General features: G+C 53.9%; 36 protein-coding genes. 32 read left to right on the top strand and 4 right to left on the bottom strand.

What is annotated here, in order from left to right:
* Positions 1-2: 2 nt before the first annotated feature.
* The 6 genes from mdcC (at position 3) to mdcH (ending at position 4,531) form a co-directional block, all read left to right on the top strand.
* On the top strand, positions 3-302 hold the full coding sequence (gene mdcC / locus M8Q36_RS03925; protein WP_020455512.1) for a malonate decarboxylase acyl carrier protein: 300 nt from the start codon (positions 3-5) through the stop codon (positions 300-302).
* Positions 295-1,131 carry a biotin-independent malonate decarboxylase subunit beta gene (locus tag M8Q36_RS03920; RefSeq protein ID WP_249880064.1) on the top strand — a complete coding sequence of 279 codons (837 nt, stop codon included), beginning with the start codon at positions 295-297 and terminating at the stop codon, positions 1,129-1,131. The genes mdcC and M8Q36_RS03920 overlap by 8 nt, the downstream gene beginning before the upstream one ends.
* Positions 1,128-1,928, top strand: coding sequence for a biotin-independent malonate decarboxylase subunit gamma (mdcE, locus tag M8Q36_RS03915; RefSeq protein WP_249880063.1), 801 nt, complete (start codon positions 1,128-1,130; stop codon positions 1,926-1,928). Before M8Q36_RS03920 ends, mdcE begins: the two co-directional genes overlap by 4 nt.
* Positions 1,929-2,049: 121 nt before the next feature.
* On the top strand, positions 2,050-3,009 hold the full coding sequence (locus M8Q36_RS03910) for an AEC family transporter (RefSeq protein ID WP_249880062.1): 960 nt from the start codon (positions 2,050-2,052) through the stop codon (positions 3,007-3,009).
* Between the two features lie 2 nt (positions 3,010-3,011).
* Positions 3,012-3,632, top strand: coding sequence for a malonate decarboxylase holo-ACP synthase (locus M8Q36_RS03905; RefSeq protein ID WP_249880061.1), 621 nt, complete (start codon positions 3,012-3,014; stop codon positions 3,630-3,632).
* Positions 3,629-4,531 carry a malonate decarboxylase subunit epsilon gene (gene mdcH / locus M8Q36_RS03900; RefSeq protein WP_249880060.1) on the top strand — a complete coding sequence of 301 codons (903 nt, stop codon included), beginning with the start codon at positions 3,629-3,631 and terminating at the stop codon, positions 4,529-4,531. The genes M8Q36_RS03905 and mdcH overlap by 4 nt, the downstream gene beginning before the upstream one ends.
* Here mdcH and M8Q36_RS03895 read toward each other — a convergent pair.
* Together M8Q36_RS03895 and M8Q36_RS03890 are read right to left on the bottom strand one after the other, a co-directional pair.
* Positions 4,515-5,459 (bottom strand): LysR family transcriptional regulator, encoded by a 945-nt coding sequence (locus M8Q36_RS03895; protein WP_249880059.1) that lies wholly within the window; start codon positions 5,457-5,459, stop codon positions 4,515-4,517. The two genes, mdcH and M8Q36_RS03895, sit on opposite strands and share 17 nt — an antisense overlap.
* A gap of 27 nt (positions 5,460-5,486) precedes the next feature.
* Positions 5,487-7,391 (bottom strand): ABC transporter ATP-binding protein, encoded by a 1,905-nt coding sequence (locus tag M8Q36_RS03890; RefSeq protein ID WP_249880058.1) that lies wholly within the window; start codon positions 7,389-7,391, stop codon positions 5,487-5,489.
* Between the two features lie 169 nt (positions 7,392-7,560).
* On the opposite strand from M8Q36_RS03890, the gene kefG reads away from it, so the two are divergent.
* From kefG to slyD, 4 genes are all read left to right on the top strand, one after another.
* Positions 7,561-8,112 (top strand): glutathione-regulated potassium-efflux system ancillary protein KefG, encoded by a 552-nt coding sequence (kefG, locus tag M8Q36_RS03885; protein WP_017459889.1) that lies wholly within the window; start codon positions 7,561-7,563, stop codon positions 8,110-8,112.
* Positions 8,112-9,917 (top strand): glutathione-regulated potassium-efflux system protein KefB, encoded by a 1,806-nt coding sequence (kefB, locus tag M8Q36_RS03880; RefSeq protein ID WP_045507920.1) that lies wholly within the window; start codon positions 8,112-8,114, stop codon positions 9,915-9,917. Before kefG ends, kefB begins: the two co-directional genes overlap by 1 nt.
* A gap of 10 nt (positions 9,918-9,927) precedes the next feature.
* The gene (locus tag M8Q36_RS03875; protein WP_017459891.1) at positions 9,928-10,128 is read left to right on the top strand and encodes a YheV family putative zinc ribbon protein; all 201 of its coding nucleotides are present in this window, start codon (positions 9,928-9,930) and stop codon (positions 10,126-10,128) included.
* A 94-nt stretch (positions 10,129-10,222) separates the two neighbouring features.
* Complete coding sequence (gene slyD, locus M8Q36_RS03870) at positions 10,223-10,810, top strand: peptidylprolyl isomerase (RefSeq protein ID WP_017459892.1); 588 nt, start codon at positions 10,223-10,225, stop codon at positions 10,808-10,810.
* A gap of 157 nt (positions 10,811-10,967) precedes the next feature.
* Here the strand turns inward: slyD and M8Q36_RS03865 are convergent, their stop codons facing one another.
* Positions 10,968-11,186, bottom strand: coding sequence for a protein SlyX (locus M8Q36_RS03865; RefSeq protein ID WP_086872642.1), 219 nt, complete (start codon positions 11,184-11,186; stop codon positions 10,968-10,970).
* Between the two features lie 237 nt (positions 11,187-11,423).
* Here M8Q36_RS03865 and fkpA point away from each other — a divergent pair, with 237 nt between their 5' ends.
* From fkpA to bfr, 11 genes are all read left to right on the top strand, one after another.
* Entirely contained in the window at positions 11,424-12,275 is an 852-nt protein-coding gene (gene fkpA / locus M8Q36_RS03860; RefSeq protein WP_017459894.1) for an FKBP-type peptidyl-prolyl cis-trans isomerase, read from the top strand.
* A 159-nt stretch (positions 12,276-12,434) separates the two neighbouring features.
* Positions 12,435-13,157 carry a helix-turn-helix transcriptional regulator gene (locus M8Q36_RS03855; protein WP_017459895.1) on the top strand — a complete coding sequence of 241 codons (723 nt, stop codon included), beginning with the start codon at positions 12,435-12,437 and terminating at the stop codon, positions 13,155-13,157.
* Entirely contained in the window at positions 13,157-13,543 is a 387-nt protein-coding gene (gene tusD / locus M8Q36_RS03850; RefSeq protein WP_249880057.1) for a sulfurtransferase complex subunit TusD, read from the top strand. Before M8Q36_RS03855 ends, tusD begins: the two co-directional genes overlap by 1 nt.
* The gene (tusC, locus tag M8Q36_RS03845) at positions 13,543-13,902 is read left to right on the top strand and encodes a sulfurtransferase complex subunit TusC (protein WP_200551413.1); all 360 of its coding nucleotides are present in this window, start codon (positions 13,543-13,545) and stop codon (positions 13,900-13,902) included. The genes tusD and tusC overlap by 1 nt, the downstream gene beginning before the upstream one ends.
* Before the next feature lie 7 nt (positions 13,903-13,909).
* Positions 13,910-14,197, top strand: coding sequence for a sulfurtransferase complex subunit TusB (gene tusB / locus M8Q36_RS03840; protein WP_249880056.1), 288 nt, complete (start codon positions 13,910-13,912; stop codon positions 14,195-14,197).
* Positions 14,198-14,321: 124 nt separating this feature from the next.
* On the top strand, positions 14,322-14,696 hold the full coding sequence (gene rpsL, locus M8Q36_RS03835; protein ID WP_003023654.1) for a 30S ribosomal protein S12: 375 nt from the start codon (positions 14,322-14,324) through the stop codon (positions 14,694-14,696).
* A 97-nt stretch (positions 14,697-14,793) separates the two neighbouring features.
* Positions 14,794-15,264, top strand: coding sequence for a 30S ribosomal protein S7 (gene rpsG, locus M8Q36_RS03830; RefSeq protein WP_007369802.1), 471 nt, complete (start codon positions 14,794-14,796; stop codon positions 15,262-15,264).
* 99 nt (positions 15,265-15,363) lie between these two features.
* Positions 15,364-17,478 carry an elongation factor G gene (gene fusA, locus M8Q36_RS03825; RefSeq protein ID WP_017459899.1) on the top strand — a complete coding sequence of 705 codons (2,115 nt, stop codon included), beginning with the start codon at positions 15,364-15,366 and terminating at the stop codon, positions 17,476-17,478.
* 70 nt (positions 17,479-17,548) lie between these two features.
* Complete coding sequence (gene tuf, locus M8Q36_RS03820) at positions 17,549-18,733, top strand: elongation factor Tu (RefSeq protein ID WP_249880055.1); 1,185 nt, start codon at positions 17,549-17,551, stop codon at positions 18,731-18,733.
* Between the two features lie 178 nt (positions 18,734-18,911).
* Positions 18,912-19,106 carry a bacterioferritin-associated ferredoxin gene (gene bfd, locus M8Q36_RS03815; RefSeq protein ID WP_071925235.1) on the top strand — a complete coding sequence of 65 codons (195 nt, stop codon included), beginning with the start codon at positions 18,912-18,914 and terminating at the stop codon, positions 19,104-19,106.
* Positions 19,107-19,178: 72 nt separating this feature from the next.
* Positions 19,179-19,655, top strand: a complete 477-nt coding sequence (bfr, locus tag M8Q36_RS03810; protein ID WP_017460067.1) for a bacterioferritin — start codon at positions 19,179-19,181, stop codon at positions 19,653-19,655.
* Here the strand turns inward: bfr and M8Q36_RS03805 are convergent.
* Positions 19,639-20,106: a prepilin peptidase gene (locus M8Q36_RS03805; protein ID WP_249882715.1), complete on the bottom strand. Its 468-nt coding sequence runs from the start codon at positions 20,104-20,106 to the stop codon at positions 19,639-19,641. The genes bfr and M8Q36_RS03805 overlap by 17 nt on opposite strands.
* A 378-nt stretch (positions 20,107-20,484) precedes the next feature.
* On the opposite strand from M8Q36_RS03805, the gene rpsJ reads away from it, so the two are divergent.
* The 11 genes from rpsJ to rpsQ are packed head-to-tail and all read left to right on the top strand — an operon-like array spanning position 20,485 to position 25,441.
* Positions 20,485-20,796, top strand: a complete 312-nt coding sequence (gene rpsJ, locus M8Q36_RS03800) for a 30S ribosomal protein S10 (RefSeq protein ID WP_001181005.1) — start codon at positions 20,485-20,487, stop codon at positions 20,794-20,796.
* A 32-nt stretch (positions 20,797-20,828) separates the two neighbouring features.
* Entirely contained in the window at positions 20,829-21,458 is a 630-nt protein-coding gene (rplC, locus tag M8Q36_RS03795; RefSeq protein WP_017460069.1) for a 50S ribosomal protein L3, read from the top strand.
* 10 nt (positions 21,459-21,468) lie between these two features.
* On the top strand, positions 21,469-22,074 hold the full coding sequence (gene rplD / locus M8Q36_RS03790; protein ID WP_007369811.1) for a 50S ribosomal protein L4: 606 nt from the start codon (positions 21,469-21,471) through the stop codon (positions 22,072-22,074).
* Positions 22,071-22,373, top strand: coding sequence for a 50S ribosomal protein L23 (gene rplW / locus M8Q36_RS03785; protein ID WP_000617546.1), 303 nt, complete (start codon positions 22,071-22,073; stop codon positions 22,371-22,373). The genes rplD and rplW overlap by 4 nt, the downstream gene beginning before the upstream one ends.
* A 17-nt stretch (positions 22,374-22,390) precedes the next feature.
* Entirely contained in the window at positions 22,391-23,212 is an 822-nt protein-coding gene (rplB, locus tag M8Q36_RS03780; protein WP_007369812.1) for a 50S ribosomal protein L2, read from the top strand.
* A 16-nt stretch (positions 23,213-23,228) separates the two neighbouring features.
* On the top strand, positions 23,229-23,507 hold the full coding sequence (gene rpsS / locus M8Q36_RS03775) for a 30S ribosomal protein S19 (RefSeq protein ID WP_001138115.1): 279 nt from the start codon (positions 23,229-23,231) through the stop codon (positions 23,505-23,507).
* Between the two features lie 14 nt (positions 23,508-23,521).
* Complete coding sequence (gene rplV, locus M8Q36_RS03770) at positions 23,522-23,854, top strand: 50S ribosomal protein L22 (protein ID WP_002919773.1); 333 nt, start codon at positions 23,522-23,524, stop codon at positions 23,852-23,854.
* Between the two features lie 17 nt (positions 23,855-23,871).
* A complete protein-coding gene (gene rpsC / locus M8Q36_RS03765) occupies positions 23,872-24,573 on the top strand; it encodes a 30S ribosomal protein S3 (protein WP_000529945.1) in 702 nt (233 codons plus the stop codon).
* A 12-nt stretch (positions 24,574-24,585) separates the two neighbouring features.
* Positions 24,586-24,996: a 50S ribosomal protein L16 gene (gene rplP / locus M8Q36_RS03760; protein ID WP_007369814.1), complete on the top strand. Its 411-nt coding sequence runs from the start codon at positions 24,586-24,588 to the stop codon at positions 24,994-24,996.
* A complete protein-coding gene (gene rpmC / locus M8Q36_RS03755; RefSeq protein WP_004388609.1) occupies positions 24,996-25,187 on the top strand; it encodes a 50S ribosomal protein L29 in 192 nt (63 codons plus the stop codon). The genes rplP and rpmC overlap by 1 nt, the downstream gene beginning before the upstream one ends.
* Positions 25,187-25,441: a 30S ribosomal protein S17 gene (gene rpsQ, locus M8Q36_RS03750; RefSeq protein WP_017460070.1), complete on the top strand. Its 255-nt coding sequence runs from the start codon at positions 25,187-25,189 to the stop codon at positions 25,439-25,441. Before rpmC ends, rpsQ begins: the two co-directional genes overlap by 1 nt.
* Positions 25,442-25,530: the final 89 nt, after the last annotated feature.

The following is a 25,530-nucleotide window of genomic DNA, read 5'->3' as shown; positions in this document are numbered from 1 at the left end:
TTATGGAACACATTACGATAACCGTGCCTGCTGGCCGCGCATTACGCGGTAAAGCGCTGGCGGGCGTTGTGGGCTCCGGGGATATGGAGGTGTTATTCACCGCCGACCAGGGGCAAACACTGACAATTGAGATCACCACCTCCGTGGATAACAGCCGTGGACGCTGGGAAGCGTTGTTCAACCGTCTCGGTCTGGTAAGCACGCTGCCTGCGGGCCAGCTTGTGATCCACGATTTCGGCGCGACGCCCGGTGTGGCGCGCATCCGTATCGAACAGGTATTCGAAGAGGTGAGCTATGCGTGACGATCGCAGTTTTATCGAACTCAAAGCGCGCCAGCGCGCACAGGCGCTGCTCGATGACGGCAGCTACCGCGAATTGCTGGATCCGTTTGAAGGCATTATTTCGCCGTGGTTAGGCCCGCAGGGCATTGTACCGCAGGCCGATGACGGCATGGTGGTCGCCAAAGGCACCATCAACGGTCAGCCGGCGGTTGTGGTGGCGATTGAAGGCGCGTTCCAGGGCGGCAGCATGGGTGAAGTCTCCGGCGCGAAAATGGCGGCGGCACTTGAGCTGGCGGCGGAAGATAACCGTAACGGCATCCCGACTCAGGCGGTGCTGTGCCTCGAAACCGGCGGCGTGCGCTTGCAGGAAGCCAACCTTGGGTTGGCGGCGATTGCCGATATTCACGCGGCGATTGTTGACCTGCTCCGTTACACGCCGGTTATCGGCATCGTTGCCGGTACGGTTGGCTGCTTCGGCGGGATGTCTATCGCCGCTGCGCTCTGTAGCTACCTGATTGTGACGCGCGAAGCCCGTCTTGGTCTGAACGGCCCGCAGGTTATCGAACAGGAAGCCGGGATTGAAGAGTACGATTCCCGCGACCGTCCGTTTATCTGGAGCATGACCGGCGGCGAAGTGCGTTATCGCAGCGGGCTGGTGGATGCGCTGGTCGGCGATGGCATCCATGCGGTGAAACAGGCGATGAATGAGGCGATTGCCAAAGGCGTACCGGCCAAACATCGCACCGATAACTACGACGATTATCTGCAACGTCTGACCCACTTCGACACCCGCAAACAAGCGGATGCCGAACAGATCAGCGCGTTGTTTGCCGGGGAGGGGAAAGCATGAGTACGACAGTAAGCCGCGGCGCGTTATGGCTGGATAAACTGGCGCCGAATGCAACACGTCTGAGCGGGCTGTGTCCGTCCGTGCAGGCAGCTGATGGCAACGTTAACGGTGAAGCGGTGCGTTTCATCGCCGTGGTGCCGGATGCTAACAACCATTATCCGCGTGCGGCAAAAGGTGAAGTCGGTCTGCTGGAGGGCTGGACGCTGGCGAAAGTGGTGAGCGAAACCGTTGCCGCCGATGCCAACAACAGCGTGAAGCGCCCAATCATTGCGGTGATTGATGTGCCAAGCCAGGCCTATGGTCGTCGTGAAGAAGCCTTTGGTATTCACCAGGCGCTAGCCGGTGCGGCTGCGGCTTACGCCAATGCGCGGCTGGCGGGGCATCCGGTGATTGGTTTGATCGTCGGTAAAGCGATGTCCGGGGCGTTTCTGGCCCACGGCTACCAGGCGAACCGCCTGATCGCCTTTAACGATGCCGGTGTGCTGATCCACGCCATGGGCAAAGAGTCGGCGGCGCGCATTACCTTGCGTAGTGTGGAGGCACTGGAAAAACTGGCGGCCACCATTCCGCCGATGGCTTATGACATCAGTAACTACGCGACACTGGGGCTGCTTGCCGATCTGCTGAACATCAGCAACCCGGACGCGCCGTCAGACGCCGATCTGGCGCAGGTGCAGAGCACATTGCACCAGGCCATCAATGACGCTCGTCAGGACACCACGTTGAAAAACCGTCTGGGTGCTGACAACCGCCGCAGCTCCGCTCTCGTGCGCGAACGCATGAAAGCGAGCTGGTAAGTAAAAAGAAACCTGCCAGATAGCAACGCATGGGCGCGCACGCCGCGCTCATGCGCTACTGAAAATAATAACCATCGCGCTAGTGCTATTTCTTTTCCTTTTAAAGGCTTACAGGTGATTTATGACTTACGTAATTGTTCATGCCCTCGCACCGATATTCGTCATCATGTTGCTGGGGTTCTGGGCGGGAAAGGCCAAAATGGTCGACAACAAAAACGTTTCCCTGCTGAATATCTTTGTGATGGATTTCGCTCTGCCCGCTGCGCTGTTTAGCGCTACCGTGCAGACGCCGTGGACCGGGATCATCGCGCAGTCACCGCTGATTCTGGTGCTGACCCTCTCCATGTGGATTACCTATGCCGCCATCTACTTTCTGGCGACCTCGGTTTTCAAAAAATCGCCGCAGGATGCCGCCGTGCTGACGCTGACCGTCGCACTGCCGAACTACGCCGCGCTCGGCCTGCCGATCCTGGGCAGCGTGCTGGGTGAAGGCCCGTCGACATCGCTCTCCGTTGCAGTTTCCATCGCCTGTGGTTCCGTGCTGATGACGCCGTTCTGCTTACTGATCCTTGAGCGTGAAAAAGCGCGAGCCGCGGGTGACAACACCGGTTCTACGCTGGCCATGCTTCCGGTACTGATGTGGCGCTCGGTGAAAAAACCGATTGTCTGGGGGCCGCTGCTGGGCGTGGTGCTCTCCGCTATCGGTATCAAAATGCCGGAACTGGTACTGGCATCCATCAAACCGCTTGGTCTCGCTGCGACGGCTGCGGCGCTGTTCCTGACCGGTGTGATCCTCTCGGCGAGAAAACTGGCGATTAACACCATGGTTATTTCTGCCACCATCACCAAATTGCTGATCCAACCGGCGATTGCGTGGGGAATTGTGCTGGTGTTCGGCCTGCACGGCTCGGTGGCGATCACCGCTATCCTGATGATTGCGCTGGCTGCGGGCTTCTTCGGTGTGGTATTTGGTAACCGCTTTGGCGTGCAATCGCCGGATGCGGAAGCCGTGCTGCTGCTGAGTTCCGTGCTCTGTATCCTGTCGCTGCCGCTGTTTATCACGCTGACTTCAGGAATGTAATCATGACCGCAACATTACGCCCGCACGATCTTCTCTGGCTGCGCGCACAAGATGCGCTGGAAGGGGTAACCGAACCCTGGGTCGCAGAGATCTGGCACGCTGGTTTACCGGTGGTGGTGCGGCGTGATGTTGCACAAAACGGACGCATCCCCGTTGGCGTGCGCGGCCTGCGCCGCGACCAACGCGCGGCGGGGTGGGTAAAGCCTGAACAGGTTATCCGTGTGGTCTCACCCGAACAACTGGTCGCACCGCAAGAACTGCCGCGTTCGCCGTTTATCTCCCAACCGCCGGTACAACTGGCGCTACAACTGGCGCAGTTTTCCTGGCCGTGGACGTGGGGAGTAACCGGCAGCAGCGGTTATGCGCTGGCGACCGGCATTCCGGTTATCCATGCGACCAGCGATCTCGACTTGCTGATCCGCGTGCCGGAACCGCTCTCCACCCGCGATCTGGCCCGCTGGCAACAGCAGCTTAGCGGCGGGCTTTGCCGGGCGGATACCCAGGTAGAAACGCCGAACGGCGGCTTTGCCTTAGCCGAGTGGCTGCGTGACGGGCGGGTGATGCTGAAAACCAACCACGGGCCGCGTCTGGTGAGCGACCCGTGGCAAAGGGAGGATTCATGAAGATCATCTTTACTTTTCCGGGGCAGGGGACACAACGCCCGGGAATGTTACACGCGCTTCCCGGCAGTGAAATGGATGAAGCCCGCGACGTGTTGGGTGCGGAAATCGACACCCTCGATACCGCCGAATCACTAAAGCATACCCGTGCGGTACAACTGGCGCTGCTGATTGCCGGTGTCGCCTGGGCGCGTGAATTACAGCGGCGTGGCGTGCGCGTTGATATCACCAGTGGCCTGTCGATTGGCGCGTATCCGGCGGCGGTGATCGCGGGTGCGCTCGATTTTCGTGATGCGTTGCGTCTGGTGGCCTTGCGCGGCGATTTGATGGAACAGGCGTATCCGCACGGTTACGGGCTGACGGCGATCATGGGGCTGACGTTGCCCACGGTGGAAACGCTGATCGAAGGCAGTGGAGCCTATATCGCTAATCTCAATGCCGAGACGCAGATTGTCATCGCCGGCAGCGATGAGGCGATGGCGCAGGTGGCGCAACGGGCATTAGCAAAAGGGGCCAGCAAGGCGCAGCGCCTCGCGGTCAGCGTACCTTCCCACTGTGCATTGCTGGAAAAACCCGCCGAAAAACTGGCGCAGGCGTTTGCAGATGTGACGCTCCGTCGCCCGCAGTGCGCTTATTTAAGCGGTAGCACCGGGCGCGTGTTGTGGCAGCCGGAGAAAATCGCTGACGATCTGGCGTGGAATATGGCGCGCACCGTGCGCTGGCAGGAGGCGGTCGTTGCCGCTAACGAACGTGACGCGCGGCTGGCGATTGAAATGCCGCCGGGCGGTATTCTGACCTGCCTGACCCGGCAAGCCGCGTGGAACGGCGAAAGCATTTCGCTGGAGCGCAGCGGTGTGGATGTGGCGGTACATCTGGCGAATCGCCTCAGGATGCAGGCGTAATGTTTTCTTGCAGGCTGCGGGCGTACATGCGGCCTTCCGCCGCCAGCGCCAGCAAGTTGGGATCGCGCTCGCGGTTGCGGGAAAAGACAATGGCGATCAACTGCTGCATTTGATACGGCTCGGCGAGGCGCAACATCTGCACTGATCCTTCGTAGACTTTCTTCATTCTTCCCGGCATTAACGTAAAGCCGACGCCCGCCTGCACCAGACTCAGCATCGAGAAGATGTCATTGACGCGGGTGACAATTTCCGGCTCAAAACCGGCAATATGAAACGCTTCCTGAAAACCGGCATAAGTGGCGAAGCCTTCGGCCAGCGAGACAAATTTTTGCGTGCGGTAGTCGCGCAGATCGGCCAGCGTATCGGTTTCAAGCGTGGCGCTCGCCGGTGCGGCAAGGAAGATGTCGTCATGAAACAGCGGCAGAACTTCGAGGTTGTTGCGATCGATTTCGCTTTCGGAAATGGAGATCAAAATCGCGTCGAGCCTGCCTTCCTCAAGCATCTGCAACAGCGCTTCGTTTGAGCCCATCGTCAGATCCATCTCCAGATCCGGGCGCCGCAATTTCATTCCCATTATCAGTCGCGGTACGGTTTCCAGCGTCAGGGAGTAGAGCGTGCCAACGCGCAACCGCCCCTGGCCAACGCCAGCGGTTTTACGCGCTTCATCCAGCCCGCGCTCCATTAATTGAGTAACTTCCTGGCAATACTCGAGCAGCGTCCACGCGGCAGGCAGCGGGATGAGGTTACGGCCTTTGTGGGCAAACAGCGGGCAACGGACATTTTCTTCCAGCGTGTGCAGCGCACGGTGTACGCTCACGCCGCTGAGATTGAGCGCTTCGGCGGCGCGCGCAATATTGCCTTTTTCCATAAAGGCCATGAAGATGCCCAGCTTGCGAAACGTAATGTCGTTGGTGATATCCAGATTCATAAGCTCTCCCGCCGCCGTTGTTGCGTGTTACTCCCCTTGCAACATGGCTTCCAGTTGCTCGTGCGCTTCCAGCCAGGCCATCTCGCACGCTTCGAGGCCCGATTTTGCCGCCGCCTGCTGTTGCAGACAGGTGGTGAGCTCTGCTTTACGGCTTTGATCGTAAAGCCCGCTGTCACCGAGTTTCTCTTCGACCTGGGCAAGCTGGGCGTTGAGTTTTTCCATCTCTTTTTCCAGCCGGGCAATCTCTTTGCGCAGCGGCTGAGTTTGCGTGCGTAGCTCGGCTTCCCGGCGCTTCTGATCTTTGCGCGCCTGAGCGCTGTTGGCGCTCTCTTTTACCGTATCCGCAGGCTGGCTCTCCTGTTTTTGCACGTCGCTCAGCCACTGCTGGTAATCTTCCAGATCGCCTTCGAACGGCTCTACTTTGCCGTCGTGCACCAGGTAGAGATCGTCCGTGGTGGAGCGAATCAGGTGGCGGTCATGCGACACGACCACTAACGCGCCTTCAAACTCAATCAGCGCTTCGGTCAGCGCCTGGCGCATATCGAGATCGAGGTGGTTGGTCGGTTCATCGAGCAGCAGCAGGTTGGGACGCTGCCAGACGATCAATGCCAGCACCAGACGCGCTTTTTCCCCGCCGGAGAAGCGTTCGGTTATTTCCGTCACTTTATCGCCCTGGAAACCAAAGCCGCCCAGGTAATCGCGCAGTTTCTGCTCCAGCTCCTGCGGTGCGAGGCGCGCCAGGTGCTGCAACGGCGATTCGTCAGCGCGTAAAAATTCCAGTTGATGCTGGGCGAAGTAACCGAGCTTAATGCCTTTCGCCAGCCCGATTTCACCGCTCTGCGCCGCCAGCTCACCTGCCAGCAGTTTGATAAGCGTGGATTTACCTGCGCCGTTACGCCCCAGCAGGCCAATGCGCGAACCCGGCACCAGGTTGAGCTTAATGGCGTTCAGGATGGTGCGATCGCCGTAACCGGCGCTCACTTTTTCCATCTTTAATAGCGGGTTAGGCAGACTTTCCGGCGGGCGGAAACTGAAGTGGAACGGGTTATCAACATGCGCCGGGGCAATCAGCTCCATACGCTCAAGCATTTTGATACGGCTTTGCGCCTGTTTCGCCTTGCTGGCTTTCGCTTTGAAGCGGTCGATAAAACTTTGCAGATGGGCAACGCGCTGCTGCTGGCTTTCATAAGTGGCCTGCTGCTGCGCAAGGCGCGTGGCGCGCTGGCGCTCAAACGAGCTGTAGTTGCCGGTATATTCGAACAGGTTTTGCTGCTCAATATGCAGAATTTTGTCCACCACCGGATCGAGAAAATCACGGTCGTGGGAAATCAGGATCAGCGTTCCCTGGTAGCTTTTCAGCCATTTTTCCAGCCAGATCACCGCATCGAGATCGAGGTGGTTGGTCGGTTCATCAAGCAGCAGTAAGTCGGAGCGGCAAATCAGCGCCTGCGCGAGGTTTAAACGCATACGCCAGCCACCGGAGAAGTCGCTTACCGGGCGCTCCAGCTGCTCGTTGCTGAAACCCAGACCGTGCAGCAGGCTGGACGCGCGCGCGCGAATGGTCCACGCGTCGATGGCGTCGAGCTTTCCGTGCACGGTGGCGATGGCGTGACCATCGTTACGTTCGTTGGCGGCGTTCAGTTCGGCTTCAAGCTGACGGTATTCGCGATCGCCATCGATCACATAGTCTATAGCCGCTTCATTCAGCGCCGGCGTTTCCTGGTTCACCCATGCCAGTTGCCAGGTGCCGGGAAACGTGAAGCTGCCGCCGTCGGCACCGATCTCGTTTTTCAATAGCGACAGCAGCGTTGATTTGCCGCAGCCGTTTTTACCCACCAGGCCTACTTTCTGGCCCGGGTTAATGGTGGCTGTGGCGTTATCCAGCAGGACACGCACGCCGCGACGAATTTGTAACGAGGAGAAAACAATCATAAGGCGCCGTATGTTCAGACTATGTTAATTTGTCATTATGATAATGTAAGAGTGCGGCCAAAAGACGCACCGGGGCCGCAATGGTAGCCCAAAATGAAGATGATAGACAAAATCATTCTGGCAGCGCCCACAGGCCGCTCGCCAGAGTTTGACACCCGGGAGGGGAATGATGTCGCAGACAGCGAAAGTGTTGCTGCTGTATGCCCATCCGGAATCACAGGACTCGGTGGCTAACCGGGTTTTGCTTAAGCCGGCAACGCAGCTGCAAAATGTCACGGTGCACGATCTTTATGCCCGTTACCCTGACTTTTTTATCGATATTCCTTATGAACAGGCGTTGCTGCGTGAGCATGACGTCATTGTGTTTCAACATCCGTTATATACCTACAGTTGCCCGGCGCTGCTCAAAGAGTGGCTTGATCGTGTGTTAAGCCGTGGCTTTGCCAGCGGCATTGGCGGGAACCAACTCGCGGGAAAGTATTGGCGTAGCGTGGTCACCACCGGGGAACCGGAGGCCGCGTATCGCCACGATGGGCTTAACCGCTACTCCATGAATGATATTTTGCGCCCGTTTGAGCTGACTGCCGCCATGTGCCGCATGCACTGGTTAAGCCCGATTATTGTGTACTGGGCGCGCCGGCAACAGCCGCAGGAGTTGGCGAGTCACGCCAAAGCGTATGGTGACTGGCTGGCGTCACCGTTGCCTGTGGGAGGCCGTTAATGGAAGGTTCCGCGCTTTTACTGGCCGGTGTGTTATTTCTTTTTGCGGCGGTGGTCGCTGTTCCGCTTGCCGCGCGTTTAGGGATTGGCGCGGTGCTCGGCTATTTGCTTGCGGGTATCGCGATTGGCCCGTGGGGGCTGGGGTTTATCAGCGATGTTGATGAAATCCTCCATTTCTCCGAGCTGGGCGTGGTGTTTCTGATGTTTATCATCGGGCTGGAGCTGAACCCGCGAAAACTTTGGGAGCTTCGGCGCTCCATCTTTGGCGTCGGCGCGGCGCAGGTGCTGCTGAGCGCGGCGATCCTCGCCGGGCTGCTGATGCTGACGCAATTTTCCTGGCAGGCGGCGGTGATTGGCGGTATCGGCCTGGCGATGTCTTCCACCGCGATGGCGCTGCAACTGATGCGCGATAAAGGCATGAACCGCAGCGAATCCGGCCAACTGGGATTTTCGGTGCTGCTGTTTCAGGATTTAGCGGTGATCCCGGCGCTGGCGCTGGTGCCGTTGCTGGCGGGCAATGGTGATGAGCATCTCGACTGGATGAAAGTCGGCATGAAAGTGCTGGCGTTCGCGGGCATGTTGATTGGCGGGCGTTATTTGCTGCGGCCTGTGTTCCGCTTTATTGCCGGTTCCGGCGTGCGTGAAGTGTTTACCGCCGCGACCTTACTGTTGGTGCTTGGCTCGGCGCTGTTTATGGATGCGCTGGGGTTATCGATGGCGCTGGGAACCTTTATCGCCGGTGTGTTGCTGGCTGAAAGTGAATATCGCCACGAGCTGGAGATCGCCATCGAGCCTTTTAAGGGGCTGTTGCTGGGGCTGTTTTTTATTTCCGTTGGCATGGCGCTGAACCTTGGGGTGCTCTATACCCATCTGTTATGGGTGGTACTGAGCGTTGCGGTACTGGTGGCGGTGAAATCACTGGTGCTGTACGGGCTGGCGCGAATATACGGTTTGCGCAGTTCGGAGCGTATGCAGTTCGCTGGTGTGTTAAGCCAGGGCGGTGAATTCGCGTTTGTCTTGTTCTCCTCGGCGTCTTCTCAGCGCTTGTTCCAGAATGATCAAATGGCGCTGCTGCTGGTCACCGTCACGCTGTCGATGATGACCACACCGCTGCTGATGCGCGGCGTGGATAAACTGCTCTCCCGGCGTTTTAACACCCCGGAAGATGAAGATGAAACCCCATGGGTAGAAGACGACAAACCGCAGGTAATTGTGGTGGGGTTTGGGCGTTTTGGTCAGGTGATTGGCCGCTTGTTAATGGCGAATAAGATGCGCATTACCGTGCTGGAGCGCGATATCAGCGCCGTTAATTTGATGCGTAAATATGGGTATAAGGTCTATTACGGGGATGCAACTCAAGTGGAGTTGCTGCGCTCGGCGGGCGCGGAAGCGGCGCAATCTATCGTCATCACCTGTAATGACCCGCTGGATACGATGAAGCTGGTGGAGATTTGCCAGCAGCATTTTCCGAACCTGGCAATCCTGGCGCGCGCGCGCGGACGTGTGGAAGCGCATGAACTCCTGCAGGCCGGTGTGACGCAGTTTTCCCGCGAGACCTTCTCCAGTGCGCTGGAGTTAGGGCGCAAGACGCTTATTTCGCTGGGGATGCATCCACATCAGGCTCAGCGTGCGCAACTGCACTTTAAACGTTTGGATATGCGTATGCTGCGCGAGCTGATGCCGGTACATACCGATACGATGCAAATTTCCCGTGTCCGCGAAGCGCGGCGCGAGCTGGAGGAGATTTTCCAGCGTGAAATGCAGCAAGAGCGTCGCCAGCTGGATGGTTGGGACGAGTTTGAATAAGGGGAATCGAATGGCTGTACGAAAACGTTTTATCGCCGGGGCGGTTTGCCCGGCCTGCCAGGCGAAGGACTCAATGGCAATGTGGCGTGAGAATAATGTCGATATTGTTGAGTGCGTTAAGTGTGGGCACCAGATGCGTGAAGCGGATAAAGAAGCCCGCGAGCATGTTCGCAAAGATGAGCAAGTGATTGGCATTTTTCATCCGGACTAGCGAGATCGGGCAGCTTTTTTTAAGCTAAAGGGTACACGGGTGCAGAATTCCGCTACAATCTGCGCCAGTAATTTTCCCACGCTCAGGAGATATCATGAAAGTAGCAAAAGACCTGGTGGTCAGCCTGGCCTATCAGGTACGTACAGAAGACGGTGTATTGGTTGATGAGTCTCCGGTGAGTGCGCCGCTGGACTATCTGCACGGTCACGGTTCCCTGATCTCTGGTCTGGAAAACGCGCTGGACGGTCACGAAGTCGGCGATAAATTCGATGTGGCTGTTGGCGCGAACGACGCTTACGGTCAGTACGACGAAAACCTGGTGCAGCGCGTACCGAAAGACGTCTTTATGGGCGTTGACGAGCTGCAGGTTGGCATGCGCTTCCTGGCAGAAACCGACCAGGGCCCGGTACCGGTAGAAATCACCGAAGTGGAAGACGACCACGTTGTTGTTGACGGTAACCACATGCTGGCTGGCCAGAACCTGAAGTTCAACGTTGAAGTTGTCGCTATCCGCGAAGCAACCGAAGAAGAGCTGGCTCACGGGCACGTTCACGGTCCGCATGGTCACGATCATGACCACGACCACGATCATGACGGTTGCTGCGGCGGCCACGGTCACGATCACGGCCATGACCACGGGAAAGGTGGTTGCGGCGGTAACGGTGGCTGCGGCTGCCACTAAGACGCGTCGTTTTTCGCGCCGCAGGGGCGTTGGCTTCGCTTTCAAACCCCGGTCGCATCGTTTTCTGTGCTCCCGGGGATTTTCAAGTTTGCCGCCTGCCTGCAACACGAAATTCATAGCGTCATTGATAAGCGGGGAAACCCGCTTTTTTTACGCCTTAATAATGGGGCGGCGGCGTCTCTTCTGAAGGGGATGCCATGTGCGAAGGCTGGCTGGCTTTGAGCTTTTCCGCCATTAACCGCAGATGTTCGCGCAGCTTCGCCATTTCCAGCTCATGGGCAACAACCGTCTGGTTTAATTCCTCGATGGTCATCTCCTGAAAAGCCAACCGGCTTTCCAGTTCCGCCAGTCGCGCTTCTGTTGTTAACTCTTGCATACATCACCTCTGGATTGCGTCCGGCCCGATTTTCATTAAACGGGCGAATTTTACTGAACTTTGCTGCCAGGTACAGCTCTGGCAAAGAAAAGCAGAAACTTATTTAAACAAAAATAGTCAGAAAACAGGTGAATTCAGGTGGTGTCCTTATGTTGATTTCCACCGCAACGCTTTATAGTACGTCTCTTACTTTTTGTTTAACCCTGGGGCGAGATGCCCCGGCCCCTGGAGAAATGGATGAAATCACTGTTTAAAGTCACGCTGCTGGCGACCACGATGGCCGTCGCCCTTCACGCACCGATCTCTTTCGCTGCCGATGCTGCTGCAAAGAAAGAACCGGCTGCAGCAGCTGACAGCAAAGCGGCATTTAAAAATGACGACCAGAAATCCGCCTATGCGCTGGGCGCTTCGCTGGGCCGCTACATGGAAAACTCGCTGAAAGAGCAGGAAAAACTGGGCATCAAACTGGATAAAGCTCAGCTGATCGCTGGTGTTCAGGACGCGTTTGCCGATAAGAGCAAACTGAGTGACCAGGAGATCGAACAAACCCTGCAAGCGTTTGAGACCCGTGTGAAAACTGCCGCGCAGGATCGCATGGAAAAAGACGCCGCTGACAACGAAGCAAAAGGCAAAGCCTTCCGTGACACCTTCGCTAAAGAGAAAGGTGTGAAAACATCCGATACCGGTCTGCTGTACAAAGTAGAGAAAGAAGGTACCGGTGACGCGCCGAAAGACAGCGACACGGTTGTTGTGAACTACAAAGGCACGCTGATCGACGGTAAAGAGTTCGATAACTCTTACACCCGTGGTGAGCCGCTCTCTTTCCGTCTTGACGGTGTTATCCCAGGCTGGACCGAAGGCCTGAAAAACATTAAGAAAGGCGGCAAGATCAAACTGGTTATCCCGCCGGCACTGGCTTACGGGAAAACGGGCGTTCCGGGCATTCCGGCTAACTCCACGCTGGTATTTGATGTCGAGTTGCTGGATATCAAAGCCGCACCGAAAGCAGATGCCGCCGCACCAGAAGCTGCACCGGCAGCGGGCGATAAAGCTGCTGACGCGAAAGCCGCAGACACCAGTAAGAAATAAAATTTGCAATAGCGCCGCCTTCGGGCGGCGTTTTTTTTTGCAGCAGGGATATAATTCTGGAAAGCTTAACCTACGATGTATTAATTTATATCCCCATATAAATACTGAGCCTGCCCTGAAAACATAACGACAGGCTCCTGAAAAGGAGTGTTTTTTTTCATGTCCAGGTCGCTATTAACCAACGAAACCAGTGAACTTGATTTGCTGGATCAACGTCCTTTCGATCAGACCGACTTCGATATCCTCAAATCCTATGAAGCGGTGGTGGACGGGTTAGCGATGCTCATTGGCAGCCACTGTGAAATCGTTTTGCACTCCCTGCAAGATTTGAAATGTTCCGCAATCCGTATTGCCAATGGCGAACACACAGGGCGTAAAATTGGCTCGCCCATCACCGATCTCGCCCTGCGCATGCTGCATGATATGACCGGCGCCGACAGCAGCGTATCGAAGTGCTACTTTACCCGCGCGAAAAGCGGTGTGCTGATGAAGTCCGTCACTATTGCTATCCGTAACCGCGATCACCGCGTGATTGGTCTGCTGTGCATCAACATGAACCTTGATGTGCCGTTCTCACAGATCATGAGCACCTTTGTGCCGCCGGAAACGCCTGATGTTGGCTCTTCGGTGAACTTTGCTTCCTCAGTGGAAGATCTGGTCATGCAAACGCTGGAGTTCACCATTGAAGAGGTCAACGCAGATCGTAACGTTTCTAACAATGCCAAGAATCGCCAGATCGTACTGAACCTCTACGAGAAAGGTATCTTTGATATCAAAGACGCGATCAACCAGGTCGCCGATCGCCTCAATATTTCAAAACACACCGTTTATCTCTATATCCGCCAGTTCAAAAGCGGTGATTTTTCCGTACAGGATCGTTAATGCGTTTTGCCCTGATGGTCACCGGCCCGGCGTATGGAACCCAACAGGCCAGCAGCGCGTACCAGTTTGCGCAGGCGCTACTGGATGCCGGGCATACGTTAGCCAGCGTCTTTTTTTATCGCGAAGGAGTGAGCAACGCGAACGCGCTCACTGCGCCTGCCAGTGATGAATTTGACCTGGTTCGCGCCTGGCAGCGCCTGCATGAGGAACACCAGGTCGAGTTGCATATCTGTGTTGCCGCCGCGCTGCGTCGCGGCGTTGTTGATGATGCCGAAGCACAACGGCTGGCGCTGCCTGGTGCAAACCTGCAAGCCGGTTTTTCACTGACCGGCCTTGGCTCGCTGGCAGAAGCCGCGCTCTCTTGCGATCGGGTGGTGCAATTCTGATGCAACGTATCGCCTTTGTATTTACTTCTGCGCCACATGGTTCCGCTTCCGGTCGCGAAGGGCTGGATGCGTTGCTGGCGACTTCAGCGTTTACCGATGATATCGGCGTGTTTTTTATTGGTGATGGTGTATTCCAGTTACTGGCCAATCAGCAGCCGGATGCGGTTTTAGCGCGCGATTACATCGCGACGTTTAAAGTTCTGCCGCTTTATGACATCGAACAGTGCTGGCTGTGTGCAGATTCGCTACGTGAGCGTGGGTTAGGCGAGGAGACAACCTTCGTGTTGCCGGCTCAGCGCCTTGAGCCGGACGCGCTGCGCGAAAAGCTTGATAGTTACACTGTCGTTCTGACCTTTTGAGGCATTTATGCTGCATACTTTGTCCCGCTCTCCCTGGCAGTGTGATATGGCGTCGATGCTCCGTTTGCTGCGCCCCGGCGACGATCTTCTGCTGCTTTCAGATGGCGTAACGGCAGCCTTGCAAAACGGGCGCTATGTTGAGTTATTGCTAAACGCCCCCATAACTGTGCACGCGCTTAAAGAAGATATCGATGCCCGTGGTCTGGGTGGTCAAATTTCAAGCAGTGTCGTCAGGGTTGACTATACTGATTTCGTTAGTCTGACGGTGAAAAACGCTGTTCAGATGCATTGGTAATGTGTGATCGCTGTATATTTCTTGACACCTTTTAAGCACAGCCATAAAATTCTGCGTCCTCATATTATATGAGGCCGTTTTATTACGTGTTTACGAAGCAAAAGCTAAAACCAGGAGCTATTTAATGGCAACAGTTAACCAGCTGGTACGCAAACCACGCGCTCGCAAAGTTGCAAAAAGCAACGTGCCTGCGCTGGAAGCATGCCCGCAAAAACGTGGCGTATGTACTCGCGTATATACTACCACCCCGAAAAAACCGAACTCCGCACTGCGTAAAGTATGCCGTGTTCGTTTGACCAACGGTTTTGAAGTGACTTCCTACATTGGTGGTGAAGGTCACAACCTGCAGGAGCACTCCGTGATCCTGATCCGTGGCGGTCGTGTAAAAGACCTCCCGGGTGTTCGTTACCACACTGTACGTGGCGCGCTCGACTGCTCCGGTGTTAAAGACCGTAAGCAATCTCGCTCCAAATACGGCGTGAAACGTCCTAAGGCTTAATGGTTCTCCGTTAAGTAAGGCCAAACTGTTTTAACTTTAATGTCAAACTAAACTCTTAGAGTTTTGGACAATCCTGAATTAACAACGGAGTATTTCCATGCCACGTCGTCGTGTTATTGGTCAGCGTAAAATTCTGCCGGATCCGAAGTTCGGATCAGAACTGCTGGCTAAATTTGTCAATATCCTGATGGTAGACGGTAAAAAATCTACTGCAGAAGCAATCGTATACAGCGCGCTTGAGACCCTGGCTCAGCGTTCTGGTAAAAATGAACTGGAAGCTTTCGAAGTAGCTCTCGAAAACGTGCGCCCGACTGTAGAAGTTAAGTCTCGCCGCGTTGGTGGTTCTACTTATCAGGTTCCGGTTGAAGTTCGTCCGGTTCGTCGCAATGCTCTGGCAATGCGTTGGATCGTTGAAGCTGCTCGTAAACGCGGTGATAAATCCATGGCTCTGCGCCTGGCGAACGAACTTTCCGATGCTGCGGACAACAAAGGTACCGCAGTTAAGAAACGTGAAGACGTTCACCGTATGGCCGAAGCCAACAAGGCGTTCGCACACTACCGTTGGTAATCCCTTCGGAGTTTTAGTCATATGGCGGGCGCTTCAAGCAAGTGGCCCGCCGTTTGGCAACTTAAATCTGAACGCCTAAAGAGACAAACGAGGAATCAAATGGCTCGTACAACACCCATCGCACGCTACCGTAACATTGGTATCAGTGCGCACATCGACGCCGGTAAAACCACGACTACCGAACGTATTCTGTTCTACACCGGTGTAAACCACAAAATCGGTGAAGTTCATGACGGCGCCGCAACCATGGACTGGATGGAGCAGGAGCAGGAGCGTGGTATTACCATTACCTCCGCAGCGACTACTGCATTCTGGTCTGGTATGGCGAAGCAGTATGAACCGCATCGCGTAAACATCATCGACACCCCGGGGCACGTTGACTTCACCATCGAAGTAGAACGTTCCATGCGTGTTCTTGACGGTGCGGTAATGGTTTACTGCGCCGTTGGTGGTGTTCAGCCGCAGTCTGAAACCGTATGGCGTCAGGCAAACAAATATAAAGTTCCGCGCATCGCGTTCGTTAACAAAATGGACCGCATGGGCGCTAACTTCCTGAAAGTTGTTGGTCAGATCAAAACCCGTCTGGGCGCGAACCCGGTTCCGCTGCAGCTGGCAATTGGTGCTGAAGAAGGTTTCACCGGTGTTGTTGACCTGGTGAAAATGAAAGCCATCAACTGGAACGATGCAGACCAGGGCGTTACCTTCGAATACGAAGATATCCCGGCTGAGATGCAGGATCTGGCTGACGAATGGCACCAGAATCTGATCGAATCCGCTGCTGAAGCTTCTGAAGAGCTGATGGAGAAATACCTGGGTGGTGAAGAACTGACTGAAGAAGAGATCAAAAAAGCTCTGCGTCAGCGTGTTCTGAACAACGAAATCATCCTGGTAACTTGTGGTTCTGCGTTTAAGAACAAAGGTGTTCAGGCGATGCTGGATGCGGTAGTTGACTACCTGCCGTCCCCGACTGACGTACCTGCGATCAACGGTATCCTGGACGATGGTAAAGATACTCCGGCTGAGCGTCACGCAAGTGATGAAGAGCCGTTCTCTGCGCTGGCGTTCAAAATCGCTACCGACCCGTTTGTTGGTAACCTGACCTTCTTCCGTGTGTACTCCGGTGTGGTTAACTCTGGTGATACCATCCTGAACTCCGTGAAATCTGCACGTGAGCGTTTCGGTCGTATCGTTCAGATGCACGCTAACAAACGTGAAGAGATCAAAGAAGTTCGCGCTGGCGACATCGCTGCTGCTATCGGTCTGAAAGACGTGACCACTGGTGACACCCTGTGTGACCCGGATCACCCGATCATTCTGGAACGTATGGAATTCCCGGAACCGGTAATCTCCATCGCGGTAGAACCGAAAACCAAAGCTGACCAGGAAAAAATGGGTCTGGCTCTGGGCCGTCTGGCGAAAGAAGACCCGTCATTCCGCGTATGGACTGATGAAGAATCTAACCAGACCATTATCGCCGGTATGGGTGAGCTGCACCTCGACATCATCGTTGACCGTATGAAACGTGAATTCAACGTTGAAGCGAACGTCGGTAAACCTCAGGTTGCTTACCGCGAAGCGATTCGTGCGAAAGTTACCGATATCGAAGGTAAACACGCTAAGCAGTCTGGTGGTCGCGGTCAGTATGGTCATGTTGTTATCGACATGTACCCGCTGGAGCCGGGCTCTAACCCGAAAGGTTACGAGTTCATCAACGACATCAAAGGTGGTGTAATTCCTGGCGAATACATCCCGGCCGTTGATAAAGGTATCCAGGAACAGCTGAAATCTGGCCCGCTGGCGGGTTATCCGGTAGTTGATCTCGGTGTGCGTCTGCACTTCGGTTCTTACCACGACGTTGACTCCTCTGAACTGGCGTTTAAACTGGCTGCGTCTATTGCCTTTAAAGATGGCTTTAAGAAAGCGAAACCAGTTCTGCTTGAGCCGATCATGAAGGTTGAAGTAGAGACTCCGGAAGAGAACACCGGTGACGTAATCGGTGACCTTAGCCGTCGTCGCGGTATGCTGCGCGGTCAGGAATCTGAAGTTACTGGCGTTAAGATCCACGCTGAAGTTCCGCTGTCTGAAATGTTCGGATATGCAACTCAGCTGCGTTCTCTGACCAAAGGTCGTGCGTCTTATACTATGGAGTTCCTGAAGTATGATGATGCGCCGAACAACGTTGCTCAGGCCGTAATTGAAGCCCGTGGTAAATAAGCCGCAGGGTTAAAACCAAAGTCCCGTGCTCTCTCCAAAGAGGGAGAGCACTATAGTAAGGAATAAAGCCGTGTCTAAAGAAAAATTTGAACGTACAAAACCGCACGTCAACGTCGGTACTATCGGCCACGTTGACCATGGTAAAACTACTCTGACCGCTGCAATCACTACCGTTCTGGCTAAAAAATTCGGTGGTAATGCTCGTGCATTCGACCAGATCGATAACGCGCCGGAAGAAAAAGCTCGTGGTATCACCATCAACACGTCTCACGTTGAATATGACACCCCGACTCGCCACTACGCACACGTAGACTGCCCGGGCCACGCCGACTATGTTAAAAACATGATCACCGGTGCTGCGCAGATGGACGGCGCGATCCTGGTTGTTGCTGCGACTGACGGCCCGATGCCGCAGACCCGTGAGCACATCCTGCTGGGTCGTCAGGTAGGCGTTCCGTACATCATCGTGTTCCTGAACAAATGTGACATGGTTGATGACGAAGAGCTGCTGGAACTGGTAGAGATGGAAGTTCGTGAACTGCTGTCTCAGTACGATTTCCCGGGCGACGACACCCCGATCGTTCGTGGTTCTGCTCTGAAAGCGCTGGAAGGCGAAGCTGAGTGGGAAGATAAAATCGTTGAACTGGCTGGCTACCTGGATTCCTACATTCCGGAACCAGAGCGTGCGATTGACAAGCCGTTCCTGCTGCCGATCGAAGACGTATTCTCCATCTCCGGTCGTGGTACCGTTGTTACCGGTCGTGTAGAGCGCGGTATCATCAAAGTGGGTGAAGAAGTTGAAATCGTTGGTATCAAAGACACCGCGAAATCCACCTGTACCGGCGTTGAAATGTTCCGCAAACTGCTGGACGAAGGCCGTGCTGGTGAGAACGTAGGTGTTCTGCTGCGTGGTATCAAACGTGAAGAAATCGAACGTGGTCAGGTACTGGCTAAGCCGGGTTCCATCAAGCCGCACACCAAATTCGAATCTGAAGTGTACATTCTGTCCAAAGATGAAGGCGGCCGTCACACTCCGTTCTTCAAAGGCTACCGTCCGCAGTTCTACTTCCGTACAACCGACGTGACTGGCACCATCGAACTGCCGGAAGGTGTTGAGATGGTAATGCCGGGCGACAACATCAAAATGGTTGTTACCCTGATTCACCCGATTGCGATGGACGATGGTCTGCGTTTCGCAATCCGTGAAGGCGGCCGTACCGTTGGCGCGGGCGTTGTAGCAAAAGTTCTGGGCTAATTAATTAGCTTTGAATTGAAAAAAGGGCGCATCGGCGCCCTTTTTGCTGTCCGCTATTTACGGTCGAAATATTTATTCGAAATGAAGCTACGCACCGGGCGAGCAGCTTTACAGTTGGACTATTGTAATCGCAACTATTCTCATTTACACTTTGCGCAGAAATTGAACGGGAGTGATCATGTACGTTTGTTTGTGTAATGGTGTGAGTGATAAAAAAATTCGCCAGGCAGTGCGCCAGTTTCATCCTCAATCATTTCAGCAACTCCGCAAATTTGTTCCGGTTGGAAATCAGTGTGGTAAATGTGTTCGCGCAGCAAGAGAGATCATGCAAGACGAACTTACCCGGATGCCGGAATACAAAGAGATTGCCTGAGTTTTTATCTTTTTTTTGACATCCTTGTAGCCCCATCTACGCTTCAATGAGTGGAAGCGGAGGGACTACATAATGAAAGGTGATGTTAAAATCATAAATTATCTCAATAAATTATTGGGAAATGAGCTTGTCGCAATAAACCAATACTTTCTCCATGCGAGAATGTTCAAAAACTGGGGGCTGACGCGCCTCAATGATGTCGAATACCATGAATCTATTGATGAAATGAAACACGCCGATCTCTACATCGAGCGTATTTTGTTTCTTGAAGGTATCCCTAATTTGCAGGACTTGGGCAAACTGGGGATTGGAGAAGACGTTGAAGAGATGCTGCAATCGGATCTCCGACTGGAGCTGGAAGGCGCGAAGGATTTGCGCGAAGCCATCGCTTATGCAGATAGCGTCCATGACTATGTTAGCCGCGACATGATGATCAAGATACTTGCCGAAGAAGAACATCATATTGATTGGCTGGAAACAGAACTGGATCTGATAAGCAAAATTGGTATTCAGAACTATCTCCAGTCGCAAATCAAAGTGGAAGAATAGTTGGTATCACAGAATGGTATCCCGTCAGTAAACCCGCTGCCGCCAGAAATGGCCCGAAAGGCAGTGGGTTTTTTAATGCCTGTAAACTTCGCAATCGGAGTGCGTTGATACTTACCACACCGCAGGCCAATAAGGCGGCTATAAAAACCAAGCCAGGTAAATTCTGCCAGCCATGCCAGGCCCCGAGTGCCGAAAGATATTTTACATCGCCGTAGCCAAGCCCTTCCTTACCGCGCAACTTTTTGTAGCCCCAATAAATAACAGCAAACCCTATGTAACCTGCCGTCGCGCCGATAACTGCTTGCTTCAATAATTCAGCATTTGCGAAGCAGTGCCAAATTAGCCCCGCCCAGAGAAGAGGGCAGGTTAAACGGTCTGGCAGCAACCCGGTATGAATGTCGTGCCAGACAAGCATTAGATTGAGTAACAGATATACAGCGAGAAAAAACATGGCGTCCTGCCAGATAAGCCGGTAACGGATGATATGCAGAATGTGAAATTGCGGTGTGAAAGCCAATTAACTCCTTCTGATGTTGCGTAGCTGCTCGTGAGAAATGATACCGGCATTGTTGCTGTTACGTTCACCCTGCGAGCATGCGCACAGTACTGCTTAATTTCTAAACTGTACTTGCGTCTGGCTCAGATTTACGTATAATGCGCGGGCTTGTCGTAAATGACGGCGGGTTCAATCTGAACCACAACGGTGCTGTTTGGCCGTTACAATGCTCCCAATCGGGGGGCTACGTAAGAACGATTACACTCCCCCATCAATCGTAATGGGTGTGAGGAGTAATTATTTTCGTCTATAAATAATTGGAGCTCTGGTCTCATGCAGAACCAAAGAATCCGTATCCGCCTTAAAGCGTTTGATCATCGTCTGATCGATCAATCAACCGCGGAAATCGTCGAGACTGCTAAGCGCACTGGTGCGCAAGTCCGTGGTCCGATCCCGCTGCCGACCCGCAAAGAGCGCTTCACCGTTCTGATCTCCCCGCACGTTAACAAAGACGCGCGTGATCAGTACGAAATCCGCACTCACAAGCGTCTGGTTGACATCGTTGAGCCAACCGAGAAAACCGTTGATGCTCTGATGCGTCTGGACCTGGCTGCCGGTGTAGACGTGCAGATCAGCCTGGGTTAATCAGGTCATCGAGCGATTGAGAGGTTGAAACAATGATTGGTTTAGTCGGTAAAAAAGTGGGCATGACCCGCATCTTCACTGAAGATGGCGTATCTATCCCAGTAACCGTAATCGAAGTTGAAGCAAACCGCGTTACTCAGGTTAAAGACCTGGCTAACGATGGCTACCGCGCAATCCAGGTTACCACCGGTGCTAAAAAAGCTAACCGTGTAACCAAACCGGAAGCGGGTCACTTCGCTAAAGCTGGCGTTGAAGCTGGCCGTGGTCTGTGGGAATTCCGTCTTGCTGACGGCGAAGAATTCACCGTAGGTCAGGACATTAGCGTTGAGCTGTTTGCTGAAGTTAAAAAAGTTGACGTAACTGGCACCTCAAAAGGTAAAGGTTTCGCAGGTACCGTTAAGCGCTGGAACTTCCGTACCCAGGACGCTACCCACGGTAACTCCCTGTCTCACCGCGTTCCGGGTTCTATCGGTCAGAACCAGACTCCGGGCAAAGTGTTCAAGGGCAAGAAAATGGCAGGTCAGCTGGGTAATGAGCGCGTAACCGTTCAGAGCCTGGACGTAGTACGTGTTGACGCTGAGCGCAACCTGCTGCTGGTTAAAGGTGCTGTCCCGGGTGCAACCGGTAGCGACCTGATCGTTAAACCAGCTGTGAAGGCGTGAGGAGATAGCAATGGAATTAGTATTGAAAGACGCGCAGAGCGCGCTGACTGTTTCCGAAACTACCTTCGGTCGTGACTTCAACGAAGCGCTGGTACACCAGGTTGTCGTTGCTTACGCAGCTGGTGCTCGTCAGGGTACTCGTGCTCAGAAGACCCGTGCTGAAGTAACTGGTTCCGGTAAAAAACCGTGGCGCCAGAAAGGCACCGGCCGTGCTCGTTCTGGTTCTATCAAGAGCCCGATCTGGCGTTCTGGTGGCGTGACCTTCGCTGCGCGTCCGCAGGACCACAGTCAAAAAGTTAACAAAAAGATGTACCGCGGCGCGCTGAAAAGCATTCTGTCCGAACTGGTACGTCAGGATCGTCTGATCGTTGTCGAGCAGTTCTCTGTTGAAGCACCGAAAACCAAGCTGCTGGCTCAGAAACTGAAAGACATGGCTCTGGAAGATGTGCTGATCATCACCGGTGAGCTGGACGAGAACCTGTTCCTGGCCGCGCGCAACCTGCACAAGGTTGATGTTCGCGACGCGACTGGTATCGACCCGGTTAGCCTGATCGCCTTCGACAAAGTCGTAATGACTGCTGATGCTGTTAAGCAAGTTGAGGAGATGCTGGCATGATTCGTGAAGAACGTCTGCTGAAGGTGCTGCGCGCACCGCACGTTTCTGAAAAAGCGTCTACTGCGATGGAAAAAACAAACACCATCGTTCTCAAAGTTGCTAAAGACGCGACCAAAGCAGAAATCAAAGCTGCTGTGCAGAAACTGTTTGAAGTCGAAGTCGAAGTCGTTAACACCCTGGTAGTTAAAGGGAAAGTTAAACGTCACGGACAGCGTATCGGTCGTCGTAGCGACTGGAAAAAAGCTTACGTCACCCTGAAAGAAGGCCAGAATCTGGACTTCGTTGGCGGCGCTGAGTAAGTCGGAGGAGTAATACAATGGCAGTTGTTAAATGTAAACCGACATCTCCGGGTCGTCGCCACGTTGTTAAAGTGGTTAACCCTGAGCTGCACAAGGGCAAACCTTTTGCTCCGTTGCTGGAAAAAAACAGCAAATCCGGTGGTCGTAACAACAATGGCCGTATCACCACTCGTCATATCGGTGGTGGCCACAAGCAGGCTTACCGTATTGTTGACTTCAAACGCAACAAAGATGGTATCCCGGCAGTTGTTGAGCGTCTTGAGTACGATCCGAACCGTTCCGCGAACATCGCGCTGGTTCTGTACAAAGATGGCGAACGCCGTTACATCCTGGCCCCTAAAGGCCTGAAAGCTGGCGACCAGATTCAGTCTGGCGTTGATGCTGCAATCAAAGCAGGTAACACCCTGCCGATGCGCAATATCCCGGTTGGTTCTACCGTTCATAACGTAGAAATGAAACCAGGTAAAGGCGGTCAGCTGGCTCGTTCCGCTGGTACTTACGTTCAGATCGTTGCTCGTGATGGTGCTTACGTCACCCTGCGTCTGCGTTCTGGTGAAATGCGTAAAGTCGAAGCAGAATGCCGCGCGACTCTGGGCGAAGTTGGCAATGCTGAGCATATGCTGCGCGTTCTGGGTAAAGCAGGTGCTGCACGCTGGCGTGGTGTTCGTCCTACCGTTCGCGGTACTGCGATGAACCCAGTCGACCACCCACATGGTGGTGGTGAAGGTCGTAACTTTGGTAAGCACCCGGTAACTCCGTGGGGCGTTCAGACCAAAGGTAAGAAGACCCGCAGCAACAAGCGTACTGATAAATTCATCGTACGTCGCCGTAGCAAATAATTTTAGAGGATAAGCCATGCCACGTTCTCTCAAGAAAGGTCCTTTTATTGACCTGCACTTGCTGAAGAAGGTAGAGAAAGCGGTGGAAAGCGGAGACAAGAAGCCCCTGCGCACTTGGTCCCGTCGTTCAACGATCTTTCCTAACATGATCGGTTTGACCATCGCTGTCCATAATGGTCGTCAGCACGTTCCGGTATTTGTTTCCGACGAAATGGTCGGTCACAAACTGGGTGAATTCGCACCGACTCGTACTTATCGCGGCCACGCTGCTGATAAAAAAGCGAAGAAGAAATAAGGTAGGAGGAAGAGATGGAAACTTTAGCTCAACATCGCCATGCTCGTTCTTCTGCTCAGAAGGTTCGCCTTGTTGCTGACCTGATTCGCGGTAAGAAAGTGTCGCAGGCTCTGGATATTCTGACCTACACCAATAAGAAAGCGGCTGTACTGGTCAAGAAAGTTCTGGAATCTGCCATTGCTAACGCTGAACACAACGATGGCGCTGACATTGACGATCTGAAAGTTGCGAAAATTTTCGTAGACGAAGGCCCGAGCATGAAGCGCATTATGCCGCGTGCAAAAGGTCGTGCAGATCGCATCCTGAAGCGCACCAGCCACATCACTGTGGTTGTGTCCGATCGCTGAGACTCTGGAGACTAGCAATGGGTCAGAAAGTACATCCTAATGGTATTCGCCTGGGTATTGTAAAACCATGGAACTCAACCTGGTTTGCGAACACCAAAGAATTCGCTGACAACCTGGACAGCGATTTTAAAGTACGTCAGTACCTGACTAAGGAACTGGCTAAAGCGTCTGTATCTCGTATCGTTATCGAGCGTCCGGCTAAGAGCATCCGTGTGACCATTCACACCGCTCGCCCGGGTATCGTTATCGGTAAAAAAGGTGAAGACGTTGAAAAACTGCGCAAGGTCGTAGCGGATATCGCTGGCGTTCCTGCTCAGATCAATATCGCCGAAGTTCGTAAACCTGAACTGGACGCAAAACTGGTTGCTGACAGCATCACTTCTCAGCTGGAACGTCGTGTTATGTTCCGTCGTGCTATGAAGCGTGCTGTACAGAACGCAATGCGTCTGGGCGCTAAAGGTATCAAAGTTGAAGTTAGCGGCCGTCTGGGCGGCGCGGAAATCGCACGTACCGAATGGTACCGTGAAGGTCGCGTTCCGCTGCACACTCTGCGTGCTGACATCGACTACAACACCTCCGAAGCGCACACCACTTACGGTGTAATCGGCGTAAAAGTGTGGATCTTCAAAGGCGAGATCCTTGGTGGTATGGCTGCAGTTGAACAACCGGAAAAACCGGCTGCTCAACCTAAAAAGCAGCAGCGTAAAGGCCGTAAATAAGGAGCGTCGCTGATGTTACAACCAAAGCGTACAAAATTCCGTAAAGTGCACAAAGGCCGCAACCGTGGTCTCGCGCAGGGCACGGATGTGAGCTTCGGCACTTACGGTCTGAAAGCTGTTGGCCGTGGTCGTCTGACCGCTCGTCAGATCGAAGCAGCACGTCGTGCTATGACTCGTGCTGTTAAGCGTCAGGGTAAGATCTGGATCCGTGTATTCCCGGACAAACCGATCACCGAGAAGCCGCTGGAAGTTCGTATGGGTAAAGGTAAAGGTAACGTAGAGTATTGGGTTGCCTTGATTCAGCCGGGTAAAGTCCTGTACGAAATGGACGGTGTTCCGGAAGAGCTGGCCCGTGAAGCCTTCGAGCTGGCAGCAGCAAAACTGCCGATTAAAACCACCTTTGTAACTAAGACGGTGATGTAATGAAAGCAAAAGAGCTGCGTGAAAAGAGCGTTGAAGAGCTGAACACCGAGCTGCTTAACCTGCTGCGCGAGCAGTTCAACCTGCGTATGCAGGCTGCAAGTGGCCAGCTGCAACAGACTCACCTGTTGAAGCAAGTGCGTCGTGATGTCGCACGCGTTAAGACTTTACTGACTGAGAAGGCGGGTGCGTAATGACCGATAAAATCCGTACTCTGCAAGGTCGTGTTGTTAGCGACAAAATGGAGAAATCCATTGTTGTAGCTATCGAGCGTTTCGTGAAACACCCGATCTACGGTAAATTCATCAAACGTACGACTAAACTGCACGTACATGACGAGAACAATGAATGCGGTACCGGCGACGTGGTTGAAATCCGCGAATGCCGTCCGCTGTCCAAGACTAAGTCCTGGACGCTGGTTCGCGTTGTAGAGAAAGCGATTCTGTAATAGAGTACGCGTTCTCAAACGAATAAACGGCTCAGCGATGGGCCGTTTATTTTTTCTACCCATATCAAGGAAGCGGTGTTATAATGCTG

Source organism: Kosakonia sp. R1.Fl (assembly GCF_023516815.1).
Taxonomy (GTDB): domain Bacteria; phylum Pseudomonadota; class Gammaproteobacteria; order Enterobacterales; family Enterobacteriaceae; genus Kosakonia.
This window is presented reverse-complemented; position numbering and strand designations above follow the sequence as displayed.

What these genes read in the sequence shown, in the direction of transcription:
- M8Q36_RS03865 (WP_086872642.1), bottom strand. Translation starts at nt 11,186, where the DNA reads ATGCAAGAGTTAACAACAGAAGCGCGACTGGCGGAACTGGAAAGCCGG.
- mdcE (WP_249880063.1), top strand. Translation starts at nt 1,128, where the DNA reads ATGAGTACGACAGTAAGCCGCGGCGCGTTATGGCTGGATAAACTGGCG.
- rpsS (WP_001138115.1), top strand. Translation starts at nt 23,229, where the DNA reads ATGCCACGTTCTCTCAAGAAAGGTCCTTTTATTGACCTGCACTTGCTG.
- rpsJ (WP_001181005.1), top strand. Translation starts at nt 20,485, where the DNA reads ATGCAGAACCAAAGAATCCGTATCCGCCTTAAAGCGTTTGATCATCGT.
- M8Q36_RS03855 (WP_017459895.1), top strand. Translation starts at nt 12,435, where the DNA reads ATGTCCAGGTCGCTATTAACCAACGAAACCAGTGAACTTGATTTGCTG.
- mdcC (WP_020455512.1), top strand. Translation starts at nt 3, where the DNA reads ATGGAACACATTACGATAACCGTGCCTGCTGGCCGCGCATTACGCGGT.
- rpmC (WP_004388609.1), top strand. Translation starts at nt 24,996, where the DNA reads ATGAAAGCAAAAGAGCTGCGTGAAAAGAGCGTTGAAGAGCTGAACACC.
- rplW (WP_000617546.1), top strand. Translation starts at nt 22,071, where the DNA reads ATGATTCGTGAAGAACGTCTGCTGAAGGTGCTGCGCGCACCGCACGTT.
- bfd (WP_071925235.1), top strand. Translation starts at nt 18,912, where the DNA reads ATGTACGTTTGTTTGTGTAATGGTGTGAGTGATAAAAAAATTCGCCAG.
- rpsG (WP_007369802.1), top strand. Translation starts at nt 14,794, where the DNA reads ATGCCACGTCGTCGTGTTATTGGTCAGCGTAAAATTCTGCCGGATCCG.
- rpsQ (WP_017460070.1), top strand. Translation starts at nt 25,187, where the DNA reads ATGACCGATAAAATCCGTACTCTGCAAGGTCGTGTTGTTAGCGACAAA.
- M8Q36_RS03920 (WP_249880064.1), top strand. Translation starts at nt 295, where the DNA reads ATGCGTGACGATCGCAGTTTTATCGAACTCAAAGCGCGCCAGCGCGCA.
- mdcH (WP_249880060.1), top strand. Translation starts at nt 3,629, where the DNA reads ATGAAGATCATCTTTACTTTTCCGGGGCAGGGGACACAACGCCCGGGA.
- rplV (WP_002919773.1), top strand. Translation starts at nt 23,522, where the DNA reads ATGGAAACTTTAGCTCAACATCGCCATGCTCGTTCTTCTGCTCAGAAG.
- kefB (WP_045507920.1), top strand. Translation starts at nt 8,112, where the DNA reads ATGGAAGGTTCCGCGCTTTTACTGGCCGGTGTGTTATTTCTTTTTGCG.
- M8Q36_RS03895 (WP_249880059.1), bottom strand. Translation starts at nt 5,459, where the DNA reads ATGAATCTGGATATCACCAACGACATTACGTTTCGCAAGCTGGGCATC.
- M8Q36_RS03805 (WP_249882715.1), bottom strand. Translation starts at nt 20,106, where the DNA reads ATGTTTTTTCTCGCTGTATATCTGTTACTCAATCTAATGCTTGTCTGG.
- M8Q36_RS03910 (WP_249880062.1), top strand. Translation starts at nt 2,050, where the DNA reads ATGACTTACGTAATTGTTCATGCCCTCGCACCGATATTCGTCATCATG.
- tusD (WP_249880057.1), top strand. Translation starts at nt 13,157, where the DNA reads ATGCGTTTTGCCCTGATGGTCACCGGCCCGGCGTATGGAACCCAACAG.
- fkpA (WP_017459894.1), top strand. Translation starts at nt 11,424, where the DNA reads ATGAAATCACTGTTTAAAGTCACGCTGCTGGCGACCACGATGGCCGTC.
- M8Q36_RS03905 (WP_249880061.1), top strand. Translation starts at nt 3,012, where the DNA reads ATGACCGCAACATTACGCCCGCACGATCTTCTCTGGCTGCGCGCACAA.
- M8Q36_RS03890 (WP_249880058.1), bottom strand. Translation starts at nt 7,391, where the DNA reads ATGATTGTTTTCTCCTCGTTACAAATTCGTCGCGGCGTGCGTGTCCTG.
- rplD (WP_007369811.1), top strand. Translation starts at nt 21,469, where the DNA reads ATGGAATTAGTATTGAAAGACGCGCAGAGCGCGCTGACTGTTTCCGAA.
- rpsL (WP_003023654.1), top strand. Translation starts at nt 14,322, where the DNA reads ATGGCAACAGTTAACCAGCTGGTACGCAAACCACGCGCTCGCAAAGTT.
- kefG (WP_017459889.1), top strand. Translation starts at nt 7,561, where the DNA reads ATGTCGCAGACAGCGAAAGTGTTGCTGCTGTATGCCCATCCGGAATCA.
- rpsC (WP_000529945.1), top strand. Translation starts at nt 23,872, where the DNA reads ATGGGTCAGAAAGTACATCCTAATGGTATTCGCCTGGGTATTGTAAAA.
- M8Q36_RS03875 (WP_017459891.1), top strand. Translation starts at nt 9,928, where the DNA reads ATGGCTGTACGAAAACGTTTTATCGCCGGGGCGGTTTGCCCGGCCTGC.
- rplP (WP_007369814.1), top strand. Translation starts at nt 24,586, where the DNA reads ATGTTACAACCAAAGCGTACAAAATTCCGTAAAGTGCACAAAGGCCGC.
- bfr (WP_017460067.1), top strand. Translation starts at nt 19,179, where the DNA reads ATGAAAGGTGATGTTAAAATCATAAATTATCTCAATAAATTATTGGGA.
- rplC (WP_017460069.1), top strand. Translation starts at nt 20,829, where the DNA reads ATGATTGGTTTAGTCGGTAAAAAAGTGGGCATGACCCGCATCTTCACT.
- fusA (WP_017459899.1), top strand. Translation starts at nt 15,364, where the DNA reads ATGGCTCGTACAACACCCATCGCACGCTACCGTAACATTGGTATCAGT.
- tusC (WP_200551413.1), top strand. Translation starts at nt 13,543, where the DNA reads ATGCAACGTATCGCCTTTGTATTTACTTCTGCGCCACATGGTTCCGCT.
- slyD (WP_017459892.1), top strand. Translation starts at nt 10,223, where the DNA reads ATGAAAGTAGCAAAAGACCTGGTGGTCAGCCTGGCCTATCAGGTACGT.
- tusB (WP_249880056.1), top strand. Translation starts at nt 13,910, where the DNA reads ATGCTGCATACTTTGTCCCGCTCTCCCTGGCAGTGTGATATGGCGTCG.
- rplB (WP_007369812.1), top strand. Translation starts at nt 22,391, where the DNA reads ATGGCAGTTGTTAAATGTAAACCGACATCTCCGGGTCGTCGCCACGTT.